The organism is Amycolatopsis thermalba (assembly GCF_003385215.1).
Classification (GTDB): Bacteria; Actinomycetota; Actinomycetes; order Mycobacteriales; family Pseudonocardiaceae; genus Amycolatopsis_E; species Amycolatopsis_E thermalba.
Genome location: NZ_PQHW01000075.1, coordinates 1 through 15,965 on the forward strand (window position 1 = coordinate 1; position 15,965 = coordinate 15,965).

Annotated in this window: 12 protein-coding genes and 1 pseudogene; 8 read left to right on the top strand and 5 right to left on the bottom strand. The window is 69.9% G+C overall.

The features are described 5' to 3' along the window. The 6 genes from D0D15_RS25150 to D0D15_RS25175 form a co-directional block, all read left to right on the top strand. Positions 1–1,062 (top strand): PucR family transcriptional regulator (locus D0D15_RS25150; RefSeq protein ID WP_115944785.1); only part of this gene is annotated, 1,062 nt, incomplete at its 5' end. Positions 1,063–1,382: 320 nt separating this feature from the next. After that, a complete protein-coding gene (locus tag D0D15_RS37225; protein ID WP_233156967.1) occupies positions 1,383–1,631 on the top strand; it encodes a hypothetical protein in 249 nt (82 codons plus the stop codon). Next, the gene (locus D0D15_RS37230; RefSeq protein ID WP_338024700.1) at positions 1,565–2,005 is read left to right on the top strand and encodes an FAD-dependent monooxygenase; all 441 of its coding nucleotides are present in this window, start codon (positions 1,565–1,567) and stop codon (positions 2,003–2,005) included. Before D0D15_RS37225 ends, D0D15_RS37230 begins: the two co-directional genes overlap by 67 nt. Positions 2,006–2,125: 120 nt before the next feature. Next, a complete protein-coding gene (locus tag D0D15_RS25165; protein WP_094002567.1) occupies positions 2,126–2,527 on the top strand; it encodes a PGPGW domain-containing protein in 402 nt (133 codons plus the stop codon). Positions 2,528–2,730: 203 nt separating this feature from the next. Next, positions 2,731–4,131 carry a hypothetical protein gene (locus D0D15_RS25170; RefSeq protein WP_143266119.1) on the top strand — a complete coding sequence of 467 codons (1,401 nt, stop codon included), beginning with the start codon at positions 2,731–2,733 and terminating at the stop codon, positions 4,129–4,131. After that, positions 4,124–6,664 carry a phospholipase D-like domain-containing protein gene (locus D0D15_RS25175; RefSeq protein ID WP_143266118.1) on the top strand — a complete coding sequence of 847 codons (2,541 nt, stop codon included), beginning with the start codon at positions 4,124–4,126 and terminating at the stop codon, positions 6,662–6,664. Before D0D15_RS25170 ends, D0D15_RS25175 begins: the two co-directional genes overlap by 8 nt. A gap of 497 nt (positions 6,665–7,161) precedes the next feature. Here D0D15_RS25175 and D0D15_RS36075 read toward each other — a convergent pair whose 3' ends face one another. The 5 genes and pseudogenes from D0D15_RS36075 to D0D15_RS25205 all read right to left on the bottom strand — a co-directional run bounded on the left by D0D15_RS36075 (position 7,162) and on the right by D0D15_RS25205 (position 14,146). Further along, positions 7,162–8,100 carry an ATP-grasp domain-containing protein gene (locus D0D15_RS36075; protein ID WP_158224370.1) on the bottom strand — a complete coding sequence of 313 codons (939 nt, stop codon included), beginning with the start codon at positions 8,098–8,100 and terminating at the stop codon, positions 7,162–7,164. Further along, positions 8,097–10,084: pseudogene (locus D0D15_RS25185) on the bottom strand (TfuA-like protein). The gene D0D15_RS36075 and the pseudogene D0D15_RS25185 overlap by 4 nt, the downstream one beginning before the upstream one ends. A 41-nt stretch (positions 10,085–10,125) precedes the next feature. Continuing rightward, entirely contained in the window at positions 10,126–11,544 is a 1,419-nt protein-coding gene (locus tag D0D15_RS25195; protein ID WP_338024701.1) for an MFS transporter, read from the bottom strand. Next, entirely contained in the window at positions 11,466–12,728 is a 1,263-nt protein-coding gene (locus D0D15_RS25200) for a YcaO-like family protein (protein ID WP_094002561.1), read from the bottom strand. The genes D0D15_RS25195 and D0D15_RS25200 overlap by 79 nt, the downstream gene beginning before the upstream one ends. A gap of 563 nt (positions 12,729–13,291) precedes the next feature. Then, a complete protein-coding gene (locus D0D15_RS25205) occupies positions 13,292–14,146 on the bottom strand; it encodes a glycosyltransferase family 2 protein (protein ID WP_205414113.1) in 855 nt (284 codons plus the stop codon). A 98-nt stretch (positions 14,147–14,244) separates the two neighbouring features. On the opposite strand from D0D15_RS25205, the gene D0D15_RS25210 reads away from it, so the two are divergent. Then, a complete protein-coding gene (locus tag D0D15_RS25210; RefSeq protein ID WP_094002560.1) occupies positions 14,245–15,450 on the top strand; it encodes a hypothetical protein in 1,206 nt (401 codons plus the stop codon). Positions 15,451–15,717: 267 nt separating this feature from the next. Continuing rightward, positions 15,718–15,951: a hypothetical protein gene (locus D0D15_RS25215; RefSeq protein ID WP_094002559.1), complete on the top strand. Its 234-nt coding sequence runs from the start codon at positions 15,718–15,720 to the stop codon at positions 15,949–15,951. Positions 15,952–15,965: the final 14 nt, after the last annotated feature.

Consider the following 15,965-nt stretch of genomic DNA (forward strand, 5'->3'; position numbering starts at 1 on the left):
GAGCTGGGCGCCGGCTGCTGGGTGCTGACCTCCACCGGCCGGGTGGTCGTCGGCACCGGGGAGCTGGCGGATCCGACCGCGCTGGCCCGCCGGTTCCTGCTGGCCGACCGGCTGCCCCGGGTGGTGTCCCGCCCGGGCGGGCCGGTGTCGCTGCTGCCCGCGGCGAGCAAGGCCGGGCACCGGGTGGCGAGCTGGTTCCTCGTGGTGGCCGGGGACCACCGGTCGTGGGAGCGGGACCGGCACGAGGTCGCGAGCGAGTTCGCGACGCTGGTCGGCGTCGAACGGTCCCGGTTGGACGACGCCAAGCGCATCGAGAACCGGGCGGCCGAGCCGTTGCTGCGGCTGGCACTGTCCGAGCACGGCACCCAGGCGGAGATCGACTCCCGGCTGGCGGCCGCGGAGTTCCGGCCCGCCGAGCCGATCGCCGCGCTGTCGGTGCGGGTGCGCGGCGGCGGGCCGGGGCTGGCGTCGGTGATCGCCGAGGAACTGGTGGCGCCGGTGCAGTCCGCCACGCTGGTCGGGGTGGTGGACGGCGAGGTGTTCGGGCTGCTGGCGGGCTGCGCACCGGGCGAGGAGGACACGCTGGCCGCCACGGTGCGCGACGCGGTGGGCGTCATCGAACCGGCGCTCGGCTCCGCCGGGCTGGCCGTGGGGATCAGCCACGCGCCCGACTCGGGAGGCCTGCGCGCGGCGGTGCAGGAGGCCCGGCAGGCCCGCCGGCTCGCGGAGCTGTCGGAGACGCGCGCGAAGGTCGTGGCCGGTGACGAGGTGGCCTCACACCTGCTGTTGCTGGCCGCCGTCCCGGGCGAGCTGCGCCGCTCGTTCCGCGCCCGGGTCCTCGGCCCGCTCCTCGCCTACGACGAGGAGCACCGCTCGGAGCTGGTCCACACCCTGCGGGTGTTCCTGGACAACTCCGGCTCGTGGGCCCAGACCGCGGCGGAGCTGCACGTGCACGTCAACACGCTGCGGTACCGGATCGGCAAGATCGGCGAACTGACCCGCCGCGACCTGACCCGGTTCGCCGACCGCGTGGACCTCTACCTGGCGCTCGACCAGCCGTGACCGCGGCCTGAGGTGGATCACGAGCCGGCGCTGCAGCGGCGGCCGGACGGCCAGCGACTCGGCGGGCGGATCACCGGCCGGCCCGGATGCATTCACCACGCGTGCTGATCGTGATCGGAAGTGCTCGTGCCCGGCCGGGGCGACGGGGGGGGAAACCGGTGACCTCGACGCGCACCTGACGCTCCCCCACACCCAGGCGTTCCTGGCCCGGATCGGCGACCTGATCGACGGCGAACCGGCCGTGGCCGTCCACGAAGTCCCCAGCTCCTGACCCCCGGCGTCCAACGAACCCGCCCGCACCTCTCGACGAGGAGATCACCATGAGCGCCACCCCGACCAGGCGCGGCCGGGCCCCGTCCTCGGCGCCGGCCCGGCCGGCATGGCCACCGCCCTGCGACGAGGGCGTCACCGCCCAGCGCGGGCTGTGCATCGTCTCGCACGGGCGCACCGTGCAGGGCAGCTGGACGTCCATCCCCAACAAGGGCCGCGACGGGTTCCAGCGGTGGGTCCTCGGCGCCCACGACGCCCGCACCGGGTTCACCGGCGACCCGCGCGCCGCACACCGCTGAAGCAGTGGTCGAAAGGCCGGGCCACCCTCGTGGGGGACGCCGCGCACGCCACGAGCCCCTACGCCGCCTACGGCGCGGGCATGGCCACCGAGGACGGGTACTTCCTCGGCCGCCGCCTGGCCGGGGCCGACCTGTCCGACTACGCCGCGGTGCGTGCCGCGCTCGACGCTTTCGAAGCACCGCGCAAACCGCACACCGCCCGGCAGGCGCAGCAGGCCTGCGTGCTCGGCCGGCTCTTCCCCACGCACCGGCCCCACTACGCCCCCTCCGCGGCTAGATTCTCGACCGCACGTCGGCGAATCCTCCCCGGGGAGATCATCGCCCAGCTCGCCGCCATCGACGAAGCGGAGGAGGCGTTCCGCGCGGCCCGGTGACCGCACCGCTGTCCACACGGGACACGTGATGGCCGGTGCGCGCCAGAACGGGCGTCGCCGGGTGAACTGGGGCAGACTGGCACCCGACCGGGACAACCAGGACCAGGGAGCTGACGACGGATGAAACGAGCAGTCATCGCCGTGGCGGGCGTCCTGCTTCTCGGTGTCGGGGTGCTGCTGCTGGTGCTTCCCGGCCCCGGGCTGCTGCTGGTGCTCGCGGGGCTGGTCGTGCTGGCCTCGGAGTTCCCCGCGCTGGAACGCTACGTCGACCCGGTGCGCTCGCGAGCGATGAAGGCCGCCGAGGACAGCGTGTCCTCACCGCTGCGGATCGCGGGCTCCGTGACCGCCGGACTGCTGCTCATCACGGCGGGGCTGGTCTGGGGTTTCGTGCGATCGCTGCCGCTGAGCGGGTGGAGCACCGGATCGAGCCTGATCCTGTCCGGCCTCGTCCTGCTCGGCCTGCTGGCCTGGAGCCACCGCCGGGTACGTGCGCGCCGCACCACCTCGCGGACCTCTCCCTAGCCCCCTCCACCAGGTCGATGGACGCCAGACCCAGCCCGGGCGCGCCTATAGCCTGGTGGCGTACGGAGACCGCTCTGACCTGCAGCAAGCAACAATTCCAGCTCGTCGCGCGATCACCTCCGAAAGTGGAAGGGGATCGGGTGGGAGTCGACGGGCCGGCGTGGAGCGCCGTTGGTTTGGGCGCCGGTGCCGGGAAGTACCCGTTGGCTGTCGAGCAGCCAGTGATGGCGCAGGCAGCGCAGTTGGTGCCCGGGGTGACGACCGTGACACCGCATGCGCGGTACTTCGCGATCCACGGCATGGTGATGGCCGAGGCTCAGGCGAGAGGGCTCGACAAGGACGCGACCAAGGATCTGCTTCGACGGACGGAAGTCGCGGCGGCGGCGGTCTCCTTCGTCCACCACGGTGGACACGACTCGCCGACAGGCCGGGCGCACGGCACCGATTCACTGGCGCAGCGCCTCCGCGGCGGGACGCTCGTCATGGAAGAGGCGTCCGCGGTCGGCGGCTACGCCAGGAACTCCTGGGGATTCTCCGGCGCATACCTCGGTTCCGAGGTGACGCTCGGCGTGCTTGATCAAACAAGAGGTCCCGGAGAAACGTACGACGACGTCGCGGTCCGCGGCGGTATCGGCAGGTTGCTGGACCTGGCCCGCGAAGACGAACTCACCTTGTCGGATCTAGCTCAAGACACCGGCCTCTGCATCTGCGCCGGGCCGGGACGGCCCGACGGTCGATGGCTGGCGCGGCTGTTGTGTGGCAAGGATGAGCGCATCGCCGAGGACGAGGCCACCTTGTCCCGGCGGGAAACGATCCGGCTGCTGGCGCGGATCGTCGACACCCACGACATCCGGAACCTCACCGAGCAGGTGACGGACATCCTCGCCTTCGGTGTCTTCCTCAGCACCGACACCGTTGCGGCAGCCAGCCCGGTCGCACACCGGTGGCGTGGTGTCACCCTACGCAATCACGCTGTCTCGGCGTGGCGGCGGCTCTGGGCGTGGCTGGTCGACCAGGTGGTCGACGTGACCCACATCGATGACGTGGTGGCCGCGCTCCTTGCCGAGTTGCCGGCAGGCACCGTGGGCGCCTGGTTGTCCGAGCTTCCCCCTACCACCGGACCCGATGGTGCGCCCGCACCCGCCGAGGTCAGCCTGTATGACGGCTACGGCGCCCCCGCGGCGGACTTGCGTGTGCTGTGCGCCAACGCGGCCCGAGTCTCGGAGCTCACCGGTGAAATCCGAAAGGTGTTCGCAGGCAGCCCCGACCACGAACTGACGCCCGCCTGGCTGGCCGCGAACCTGGACGCGCAGCGATCGCACTCCCTGCACGCGTTCGCGGACCGTCTGGTCAGACAGCTGCTCGCCCGGAGCGAGCGGGTTGCGCTCATGAAGACCCGCCGGAAGGCAGACGGGACTCTGTGGTTTCCCGGCCGCGTCCGTTCGCTCGACGGTGGTTGGCTCTACAAGACCGGTGCAGAGGGGCGTGGACGGGTGAGCCTGCGGCTGGCTCAGCTGGGCAACGTGCTCGTGGGGTCCGGCGTCTTCGCCGACGTCGGCGGCAGGATCACGGTCACCGCCCTGGGACGTGATCTCCTTGTCTGACGAGCACACGATCGCCGGCAACGTTCGCGAGGGCGCGGCTTCGCCGCTGACCTGGATCCTGCAGGCCGAACGCGGCCGCTGGCGCCTCAACCACGCGATCTTCCTCAGCTACACACTCGACCTGGGCTTCTTCGAGTCCCAGGTGCTCGGTCTGGTCCGCGGTCTGGGCTCACGCGTCACGGTCGTCGGGGACGCCGGCGCGGCCAGACCGGACCCCCGTGCCGTGCGGCAGGCCGGCCGCGCCTACCTGGCGGGCTTGGCGGTCACCTCCGGCGCCTTCCACCCCAAGGTCATCGTGCTGGCCGGCGACCGGGAGTGCCTGGTCGCGGTCGGGTCCGGCAACACGACACTCGCCGGGTGGCAGGACAACGCCGAGCTGTGGACAGTCCTCCGAGGCGGCACGGAAGGCGTCCCCGCCGCTGTCCACAGCGTTTCCGCGTGGATGCGCGCTCTTCCCGGCCACGTCCGTTTCTCGCGCGGCGTGATCGAAGCTCTGCGCAGCGCCGCCGATCAACTGGAGACCTTCCCGGTCACGGCGAACAGCCCTTCCGTGCTCGACAATCTCCACGAGCCTCTGCTGGGACAACTTCCCGAAGGCCCGGTCGATCACCTGCGGGTGTCAGCTCCTTTCCACGACCGGGGTGCCGCCGCGCTCCACGCCCTCGTGGAACGCATGCGCCCCAGGCACTTCACTGTCGCGTACCAGCCCGGCCGCACCGTGGTCGACGCGCCCGCGTTGGAAGAGCTGATCATCGACACCGGTGGCACGCTGGTCGCGGACCTGGAGCCGCGATACCGCCACGGCAAGCTGATCGAATGGACAGTGGAGGACCAGACGTTCGCCTTGACCGGCAGTGCGAACCTCTCGTCAGCGGCCCTGCGACGCGTGACCGGTGCGGGCGGAAACTGCGAGCTGGCCGTGCTGAGCACGGTGGAGGCGACGTTGATGCCGCACTTCTCGCCTGTGCCGGCGAGAGCGGTGCAGCCCGCCCGAATCTCGTTGCCCGCACCGGCGCCAGGGCCGCGTCTGCTCGGCGCGACCCTCGTCGACGGTGCACTCCACGTCCAGCTGGTTTCGGCCCTGAACCGCACCGGCAGGCTGGAGTTGTCCGATATCAGCCGCCCGCCGGACGACTGGACGGCCATCGCCGAAGTCGGACCTGGCACGCTGGAGGTCATGGTCGAGCGCGACTGCACGCCCGGCAGCCACGTGCGGCTCGTCGACGCCGAAGCCGTCGCCGGCCCGTTCGTTCCGGTCCTCGACCTGGCCCGCGCCACGCGGACGGTAACAACCAGCCCAGTCAGGCAACCGCCGACCCTGGCCGACCTGATCGCCAACAGCACCTTGGCCGAGCGGTTCCTGGAGGACCTCGCAGCGTTGCGTCGCGCGATGCGCGAACTTCGCGCGTCCACGGCCTCGCTGCAGACCCAGGCCGCCTGGCAGAAGGAGGTCGCTATCGCCGACGACCGGCTCGGTGTGACGCTGGTCGACCTCGCACTGGCCCGCAAGCGAGACGACCGCGTCGACACCGGGATCTGGTCGGAGGACTTGGACGCCGACGAGACCGAAGCCGGCTTGGAGGAGGAGACCGCCGAGTCCGTCGACGCCGTCCAGAACGATCCCGATGGCCCACCACAGGGACTCGCCGAGAAGCAGCGGCGCACACTGCGCCGGTGGGCGCTGAAGCTGGCCGCGACTCAGGACGTGATCGCCACGGTCGACCGGTTGCTGCCCGTCCGCATGATGTTCACCCTGATCGCCATGGAGGTGTGGGACGACGACTCCTGGTTCCCGCTCGTGGCCGACCTGCTCGTGGACTTTCAGCAAGCCGAAGACCCGCCCCCGGAGGCGGAGGCCCAGACGGCCAGCGTCGCCGCGGTGGGTCTGGCCTTGTTGCGCTGGTGCGTTCCGAGCTACGACCACGGCAGCGAAAACGCGTTGCGGTATGCGGCAGTGGCCCGCGCCGTCGAGCACCTGTTGCCCGCGATGGACGCCGACATCGTCGCCGAGTACAGCTCCGAACTCGAGAAGCACTTCGGAACCGCTTTGAGCCCCGGCGCGGTGTACGCGGTCGCCGAGAAGGTCGTCCAAGCCGACCCTGTCAACGACGCGTTGTCCGCTCTGGAGGAGCAGGGCCGGGTCGCCCACGCGGACCACCCAGCGGTGATCCACGTCCTGGGGGACTGGCCGAGCCCGGTGTTCGTCGCGCTGGCGGCCGTCGCCGCAGCGCAGACGACCCGGGTGGCAGCTTGGGCGCACGGCACCGCGAAGGGCTGGGTCCTCCTGGTGTGGCGAAACCCCGATCTGTTCCGTATCCAACCGAACGGCGACCTGGTTGTCTGGAACCACTACCGCTGCAACCAGCGAATCACCCCGCGAGCCATCCTGGAAGCGCGCGACTTCACCTTGGCGGAGCGAGTCAGGCGCGCGGCAGGCGTCCATCCGATACCCGAGGCGGTAGACATCTTGCGAGACATGGGCGTAGACCTCACGAAAGGGCTTCGTTGCGCCCGGACCGCCGACGATCGCTGAGCTGGCGCACCGCGGAACGACGGGACAGCGCGCTCGACAGAAGACCGGGGCCCGGCAGGGCTGGGGACCTCCCGTCCGGCCGAATTCGCTGCACCTCCCCGGGTCGCCCGTCTACGCGGCGGCTGCGAGCCGGATCAGGTTCGCACCTCCGCGACCGCCGAATGGCAGCCGCGGTGCGAGACCGTGCGGCGACCAGCTGGCCGGCCATCCGGCCGCACGGCGGCTGGTCATTGCTCGTCGACAGTGGACAGCAGTTTCTGCACGCTCCCACCGAAAGCCCGCGACTCGGCCGCGACACGCGCCCCTGCACCATCTCCGTCGGCGTCGTCTCCAGCCCGGCACACGGCAACCACCTCGACGAGCTCGTGGAAATGGCCGTCCGTGCGAAGAAGGCAGCGAAGGCCGGCGGCCGCAACCACGTGGTGCAGCCGAAGCGCCGGCAGTGCCACCCCTCATCCGAACAAACGCCGGCTCAGGGAAAGAACCTCGAAAATCTTCTAGACCGCCGCGGAGTCGAGGAGCCCTGCGAGGTGGTCCGCGATCACGCGGGTCATCCCGGCCGATGTCAGGCCGCCGTAGGACTCCTCGATGCGCCGCCACGTCGAGATGCCCTCGTTGACTTCGATGACGACCGGACCGTCCGGTCCCTCCACCAGGTCGATCGACGCCAGATCGAGGCCGAGCGCGGCGACAGCACGCACGCTGATGTCCCGGATTCGCGCGGTGAGTTCGGCCTGCTCCCAGCGGATGGGGCACAGATGGTGGCGTACCCGTTTGTCGGGTGCGGTGCTGTGTTGATACACGCCCGCGACAACGGTCCGGCCGACGACGGTGACCCGTACGTCGCGGCCCGGATTCGGGACGAAGGGCTGTGCGCACAAGACTTTCCGCTCCTGGAGCAGATGCCATACGACGATCTCCTCGCGCAGGCCGAGGAGATCGGCCTCCGTGCCGCTCGGACCGTGAGCGCGCAGATGCGTCATGTCGATGGAGGCGTGGCCGATCACCGGTTTGAGCACCACCTCGCCCCACTCCGCGAGGCACTCCTCGACAGCGCCCAGTGTTCCGACGACCCGGGTCTCGGGTACGGGCAAGCCCGCAGCCTCCAGCGTCGCGGCCTGCCGCACCTTGTTGCGGCAGCGGCGCATGTCCGCCACCCGGTTGACCACGCGGCTGCCGCCATCCGTCAGGTGGTCGAGCCAGTCGTAGAGGAGGGCCAGATCACCACCGGTGTGGCGGGTAGCCACGCGGGACTGCACCAGCACCAAGGCAGGCGCGGACGGCAGGCGCACACTGCCTGCCCCGGGCTCCAGTGCCCGCCAGTCGACGGGCGCCGCCTCGATGCCCAGGCCGGCAAGCTGCTGTGTCAGCCGGGCCATCTCCCAGGAGGGCGTTCCGGATCGGTCCAGCAGCCAGACCGGCGCCGTCGGCGTCATGCGCGGGCCTCCTCCACGACCACCGGCAGCAGCATCCCCCGCTTGCCGATGTTGACCACGGGGTCCAATGAAGCCCGGCACTGGAACGCAGCGAAGTCCCCGTCGAAGAGGTAGGTGTCGATGCCGTGCGTCATCCGGCAGCGGCGCCCGCCCGAGTACGGGCGCAAATCGCTTGCCGCCAAAGGGAGATAGCGCTGGACAACGTAGGTGTCCGGCGCCGCCAGCGCGGTGTCGAGGGCCGCCTCCCACACGGGTTGGTCGGTGAACGGTCCGATCACGACGCCCTCGCCGCGGGTCTTGTCGGCCGGTTTCATGATCAGCCGGGCACGGTCCTTGCGGAGGTAGGCGGCCAGGTCGTGTCGTGTTCCGTCCGGAACGGTCGTCGCGCCGGACGAGACGCGGCGGGTCCACGGTATGTGCCGGTCGATCACATCCTGCACCGCTGGGCCGAACAGCGTCCTGAACCGCTCGTCCGTGAGCAGGGCGAGAACCGACTTGTCGTTGAGGACGCATTGGGCCAGCAACCCGTTGACGAAGGTGACGTCACCAGCCGCCGCTGCGTCGAGGTAGGCGACGGCCTCCGGCGTACGGATGAGGTCGACCTGGTCGAGCTTGTTGTAAGCGAGGTCGATGCGTCGCCCGTCCAGGAGGACAGTGCCCTCGCGGGAGCGCACGAAGGAGCGGGCGTCGGCGATCTCGGTCTCCACCCCGGCGGCGGTCAGCCCCTCGCTGATCCAGTCGACCTCGTTGGCGTACTTGCCGCGCAACTGGACCACAGCCGCCGACTCAGGGAACCGGCCGGTCTTCCGTTCGTGCAGTGCGACCAGACGGCGAACGAACAGCCCAGTGTCCTGCGCCTGGGGCGGATCGGTGAACGGCGTCAGATCCAGGCCCAGTTCTTCGCTCACCGCCTGCGCCCAGCGGCGGTGGACGATGCCGTTCTGGATCACGCCTCCCGGGCAGGCCGTGTTGGTCTCCATAATGCGGAACCGGCCGTCGACCAGCGCCCCGTCGAAGCGGCACACGAAGACGTCCGGACGGGTTCCGGTGTCGGCGGCCAGCCAGTGCTCCGCGTGCGCGTATCGGGGGAAGAACTCGCGCACGTCGGCGTGTTCGCGGTACAGCGCCGCGACTCGTTCGAGGAGTGCGTGCAGGTCCCGTGCCGCGTCAGTAACCGCTGCCGCTTCCTCCGCGGACAGCACCAAGGGGCGGGGACTGGCCGGATAGGGTCGTCCCTCGAAGTGGACGCCGGCGTTCCACAGTTCGGTACCCAGGCGGTCGGCCAGCGCCGTGAAGTCCTCTGCCGGCAGATCGTCGATGATCCCGAGAATCTCCTTGCCTGCCACGTGCACACCTCCGGAGGCGGGTTCAGGGCGTTTCCTGGCGTACGAACTCCGCCCAGTGGTGGGTCGGTTCGAAAGACGGGCGCCGCGTCCTGGAAAGGGCCCCTGGATTCCGGGCAACCGCGTCCAGGGCTTCGAATGCGTCGTCGCGTTTGACGTCGGGTTTCCGGGCGGCCACGAAGCGACCCAGTCCTCGAGCTGGTCTCGGGGAATGCCCGCCTGCCGAGCCTGCTCGGCCAGGCTGGTCCAGTGACGGTCCGCGTAGAACAGGGATTTGGCCAGCCGGACCAGGGTGCCGGCGGAATCGGGTCCCAGCACGCCCTCGGCTCGGGCCAGCCCGGCGGCGTGGCGGATCGTCACCATCGGCACGGACAGGGTCTGGTAGCCGGAACCGGCGTCACCATGGGCGACGGCAACCTCGTCGTCGTCGGTGAGAGTGCCGTCACGGTACGGCGGAAGACGCGCCCGATACCGACCATCCCGAAGTCCGCCAGTTCCGCGGCGCGCAGGGCGCCCATGCTGGAGCAGCCGAACACCGCCAGCCCTTGGTGGAGGGCGTAGAGGATCTCCTTGTGCTGAACGCTGGGCACCTGGTGGAAGTACCCGTCGATCAGGAGAAGCGTGCGGTACCCCGCCTCCACGGCGCGGTAGACGTCACCGGCCGAAGCTGGGGGGAGTGCGGTCAGGCCGGCGACGCGTTCGGCTTCCCCGGCGCCGAGAGTGGGTCCGACGAAAACGCAACCGTGCAAGTCAGCCTCCTTCCGCGGTCCCGCCGGAGACCGGGGCCGGGCCCGGGTAGTGGCGAATGCGGCGGATGTCGGCGGCCAGCAGGGCTGGGGAGCGACAGCGCAGCGACCGCGGCGCAGAGGACCAGGGCCAGGGTCAGGCCCGTGCGGTCGCCGTACGCGTCCGCGAGAAGCTGGGCCAGCGCGCCGCCCGCCAAGGCGCCGAGAGGAATCGTGCTCAGGTTGATCGTCCGAGCGGTCGCATGCACCCGGCCCAGCAGACGGGCTTCCGTGACCTGCTGGCGCAGCGTGGTGACGACGGCGTTCCAGATCGGCAGCCACAGCGACGACACCACCATCACGGTCACCACGATGCCGACCGGCGGCAACACCAGCGCCAACGGCACGGCCAGCCACGCCAGCCCCTCGCACCCGGTCAGCAACAAGGTGCGGCCGACCCCCAGACGCCCGGCCAGCCAGCCGCTCAGCATCGCTCCAGCCACCGCGGCGACAGCCCCGGCGGTGAAGAGGGCTCCGGCGACCCCCGGGGACAGCGCGAGTGCCCGGTACAGGAAGAGCACCAGCACCGTCCGCACCGCGCTCATCCCCAGGTTGCGCAGTCCCGCTGCCACGGTGAGCGGGCGCAGGAGGGGGTGTCCCCACAGGAAGCGCAAGCCCTCGGCGATCGAACGCCACACACCGGTCCTCGCGCCGTGCGAACCCGGGGTGGGTTCGGGTGCGCGGACGAGAACGACCCCGGCCACCGATGCGAGAAAGGACAGCGCGTTCACCGCCAGGGCGCCGGCGGCGGCCAATGCCTGCAGCAACGCCCCACCGAGCACGGGCCCGATCAGCCGGGAGACGCTGCTCGACATCTCCAGGCGCGCGTTCCCCCGCGCCAGCGGCTCCCCGGACCGGAGCGTGGGCAGATACGACTGGTAGGCCACGTCGAAGAGGACCGAGAAGACCCCCGCCACCGCTGCCACGACATACAGCTGGGCGAGGGACAGAACGCCGGAGGCCGCGGCTACCGGAAGCGTCGCGAAAGCCGCGCACCGCACCAGATCGGCCGTGATCATGGCGGGACGGCGGCGGACGCGGTCCATGAGCACCCCGACGAACAGCCCCAGCACCGGATAGGCCGCGGAGGCGATCGCATTGAGCGCGCCGACCTCGACGCTGCCCGCGTGCAGCACCACCACGGCGACAGTCGGCAGCACGAAGGCAGACACCTGATCGCCGATCAGTGACACGGTCTGACCCGTCCAAAGCCATCGGAAATCCCGCCCGGCTGTGCTCACGCCACTGGCCTCACCGGGGCCAGCGCGGAGCCGTAGGGGCCGTACGCGCCGGGTACGACCACCTTCACCACCCACGGGCCCGGATCGGCGCCGCCCACGTCGACGACGACGATCCGCTCGAATCCAGCACGCCGGAGTGCCTCCGCGGCCACCGCGACATCGGAGCCAGCGCTTCCACGCGGGTACGACCGCAAGGTCGCGAAGTCGATCCGCTCGCCTCCCCTGTGCAGGTCAGTCCACACTCGCCGGACCAGGCCGATGTCGTGGGCCCTGGCCATCTCCTCCCTGGTGACGTCGTCCCGGCTGCCGGAGATGTAGGTCAGCCTCTTCTGCGCGGCCTCCTGCAGCGCGCCGGCCAAGGCCGCGGCCGGTTCCATGCGGCAGCAGAAACCGTCGTGGACCCCCGTCCCGAACCACTCGGCCTCGTCGGGGTCCGGCAGGACGACGCAGCCCACTGCGGGGAGCCCGGCGGCACTGGTGCTGTTCCAGGCGGCGACGTACACCCCGCGTGCGGCGAAGCGGTCCAGCAGCCACCGGCATCCGGGGTCTCGCACCGTGTCCAACGCGATGCGCCGCTCGTCGTCACTGGTCCCCCACCGCCATTCCGCATCGCGCTCGATCACCTCGCACAGCGCGTGCAGCATCGCCTCCGGCCGGGTGTTGCCCGACGCCAGACCATTCGAGTTGCGGGCGAGCCAGGGCGCGGTCAGGCTGTCGAGCCGGAAGTCCAGCGACACGACCTCCAGTGGCACCCACACCTGCCCGCCGGACAGGACATCCGACCCGGGGATCCACGTCGCGCGCCGCCGCCGGTGCCCGACCGGCTCGGCATCGAGGGCGAGTGGCAGCGTTTCCGGGTCGACAGCTGGGATGCCGTTGTCCGTCAACTCCTCGAACGACGCCACTTGGCCCGCCGCGTCGATGTTCTCCGCATGCCGGACCTCCAGGCTCTCCATCAGCGCTGCTGTTCGCGCGGAGGCGGTGTCCATGCCCTTGCCGACGCTCACGGCCAGCGAACGGGCAAGGGGCCGCACAGCGAGGCACACCGGGATGCCCAGCACATCCAAACCGGTCACGTCGGCGAGACGAGTCACGCCTGCCGACGGCATCAGACGCCGGAACCGCGCGAACGTCTCGTCCGCCCGGCAGGCACGACCCGATCCGCCCGTCAGGCGCGCCTCACGGTCAGCGCGGCGGATGCGGCACCGACGCTGTGCACCGAGTCTTTCACCGATCTCGACATGACCTCCTCGCCTCATTCGAGGTATCACGCAAGGGACATCAACGTACAACCAGGTCGGGAATTCAAGTCGGGTGAACTGCGACTCTTGCCGCAGACGGGTCACTGATCGCTGGTCTCGATGCCGTTCGGCAGGACCGGATACCGGGCGGCCTCGACCCAATCAGTGCCGAACCGCACAATTCGACAATTCAGACAAAGCAAGCGTTGATACCGATCGGAACTGGCAGCCACAATTCACCGACGAGGCGCGCGAGGTAACGTCACACTCCGATTTCACCGGTTCGCCACCATGCATCCGGTCGTAAGGTCAAGACCGAATGGAAATCAAGATAGGCTAAGGAATCGTCGTCCGGCAAGTATTGAGCCTGCCAAACACGTTGTCGGTCATACCGCAAAATCGCACCGAACCAGCCATGACACTTCGCTTCTCACGACCTCGCCAACCGCGTGATCGCATTAAGCATCAAATCGACCAGATTGGCGTTCGACAATCCCTTCGGAACTACCATTCACGCACCCGCGAAGTAGCAGACGTTCATTTGAACAGGGCGCCCCGTTGACCGCCCAGTGCGTCTCACGTCAAGATGCCAAGTCTTGCACGAGTTCGTTGGTCCGATTTCCGGTTGCTTCGCCGACAACTGCAGCGCTGGGCGAAGTCCTGGCAACGTCCGTCGGGCTCATTCGACTCGCAAAGCGGGCGGCCACCGGGGCGGCCCCGCGGCCAGGAGTGCGACCCGTTCCCGCACTAGCGAAATATGCGCCCCCCCCCCCCGCGAATTTTGACCTTCCGGTGCGGAGAGACCTTTGCCGGGGATGCTTGCGGTAGCGCAGGATCGGGGCGTCGACCAGGACTCCCTCCGCGGCGGCGGAGGCTGCCATGAGAAGCCCGGTGTCCTCCATACCCAGCAGCGCCGTCCAGCCGCCCAGCTCCACCACGAGGGGCCGTCGCCACATGGCTCCCGCTGGGTGGACCGGAAGCCGGTAGTGTTCCGGATCACTCAACCATTCGTCCGATAATGCTCCGCGCCGCTGAATGCCGGGGGACAACGGTAGTGGATGCTCGCGCAGGGTGCCGTCGGGGAGCAGGTCGCGGGCGTGGCCGACCGCGTATCCCGCTTCCGGGTGCCGTCGCATCGCCGCCACCAGCAGCTCCAGCGCGTTCGGTTCCAGCTGGTCGTCGGCGTCCAGGTTCTGCAGGAGAGGCGCCTCGGCGCGGGCCAGGGCGATGTTGCGGGTGACGGCCGGCCCCGCCATGGCCCGGTTGCTCTCGACCTGGACGCGTTCGTCGGTCAGCGCTCCGGTGACAGCCAGGGCTGTGCGGACAGCGGTGTCGTTCACCCCGTCGATCTGCACCAGCCATCGCCATCGCGGATAGGTCTGCGCGCGCAGGGACGCGTAGGCCGCAGGCACGAACGGTGCGTAGGCGGCGTGCACCGCTGTCACCACATCAACCCACACAGTGTGTATCTACCATCGCGAGGCGGCCCCGGTGTGGTAAGTAGTGGATCAATCACAGTCGGTCGAGGGGAAGCATGGACAAGAAGGCCCTGCTGGACAGTCTGCGTCAAGCAACCACGACGGGCTCGCGCGAGCTGGATCGCATCTGCGAGGCTGCCGCCGCCGAGCTGATGGCGGCCGGGGCGGAGCCTCCGTTCGAGGTCGGATCCGCCGACTTCGCCGCCGACCCCTTCCTCATCTGCGCCGATCGCTACTGGCGGTTGCGGTTCCTGGAACTGCCCACGGTCGAAACCGCCGCCCGGTGCGCGCACTGGCTGACCCGCTCGGCCGACGTCGAGCAACGCACCGAGATCGCCCAGAAGTGGGCCCTCGGCTACGCGTTCATCACCAGGGACACCGTCGAATCCGCGCGAGAACTCACCGAAGCCAGCGGCTGGATCCTGGAGGAACACCACGGCTCGTCCGCCATCGCGTATTTCGCGACCGTCTACCACGCCGGCAAACTCCGGGCGAACTTCGCGTTCGACGACCTGCGCCTGTTCCTCGATTCCGCACTCCTGGCCCTGGCCTGCGACGAGCACCGCAATGACCCGCTCTTCGTCGCCCTGGAAGCCTTCGCCGCCTTCGGCAGCCGCACCATCACCGCAGAACACGCGATCACGCTGCTGGACAAGGCGTGGGCATCCCCGCAACGGACGCTGCACGTCGTCGACCTCTGCCTCAACGCACTCGCCGCGGCCGCCCCCTTCGAGGGTCAAGCCGATCTCCTCCGCACCCGGGCCGAAGAAGCCGTGGCCGCATTTCCGGACAATCACATCTTCTACTTCCGGCTGGCGGCAGGACAGCGCATGTCCCGGGACTGCGACACCGCGCTCGACACCATCGACACCGCGCTGCGGCTCCTGCCCGCGACCGGCAACCGCGGCAGCCACAAACTGCTCCAAGAGCAATACCTCCGCGAACGCGACATGATCCAGGAAGGCCGGCAACTGGCCCAATGGTCGGCCGAGGAACGCCAGCGCTGGGCCGCCCAAGAAGCCAGCAACGCCGATCTCCGCCGCACACTGCAGAACTCCACCGTCCGCGCGATCGAACTCGTCACCGTCTTCACCGCCGCCATCGCCTTCGCCGTCGGCTCCCTGCAAGTCACACTCGCCGGCACACTGGCAGTCAAAGACCGGATCTGGATGATCATCACGTTCGGCGCGGGCCTTCTCGCGTTCGCACTGCTCATCATCGGCGGAACGTGGTGGATCACCCGCAGGCGCCGCAACCCGTGACGCGTCCCTTCCGGACTCCGGGCCTGTCGGCCCCGCAGTAATCTCTCGGACCGGGCATCGCTGCCCAGCTCGTCCAGCCAGTCCACGGCGGGGCAGCGGATGTCGGGCGACCGGCCGCGGGACGTGTGGCCGGCCTCGGCGCCGCCAGAAGGACGCGGGCGCTGTCCGGCGACCCGATCCACGCCCCAGCTCACCGGGGTCGACGGACTCCGACGTCGGCCGCCATCGTATCCAGGATGCCGGGAAGGTCGGCAACTGTCTCCTCGGATGAGCGACCGCCACGACTCCTTGGCCTTGCTGGCCAACTCGGTGGCCGCGTCGGTGCGGTTCACGATTCCCACCCGCTTGTCAAGCGCGCGGCACCGGGGACGGCGCCTCGCCGGACTGGCGATACGCCTGCGCGAGGACGACGTGAGCATCGTGGGCGGCATGGCGGACACCGCCAGCCAGGTCGGCGGCTCACTTTGGCTGCCCGTCCCCGACACTACGGCCACGCGGTGACCAGCCTCGTCGTT

Excerpts from the sequence above, each read along its gene's own strand:
- D0D15_RS37225 (WP_233156967.1), top strand. The coding sequence starts at position 1,383 with ATGAGCGCCACCCCGACCAGGCGCGGCCGGGCCCCGTCCTCGGCGCCG.
- D0D15_RS25215 (WP_094002559.1), top strand. The coding sequence starts at position 15,718 with ATGAGCGACCGCCACGACTCCTTGGCCTTGCTGGCCAACTCGGTGGCC.
- D0D15_RS25165 (WP_094002567.1), top strand. The coding sequence starts at position 2,126 with ATGAAACGAGCAGTCATCGCCGTGGCGGGCGTCCTGCTTCTCGGTGTC.
- D0D15_RS36075 (WP_158224370.1), bottom strand. The coding sequence starts at position 8,100 with ATGACGCCGACGGCGCCGGTCTGGCTGCTGGACCGATCCGGAACGCCC.
- D0D15_RS25210 (WP_094002560.1), top strand. The coding sequence starts at position 14,245 with ATGGACAAGAAGGCCCTGCTGGACAGTCTGCGTCAAGCAACCACGACG.
- D0D15_RS25200 (WP_094002561.1), bottom strand. The coding sequence starts at position 12,728 with ATGAGGCGAGGAGGTCATGTCGAGATCGGTGAAAGACTCGGTGCACAG.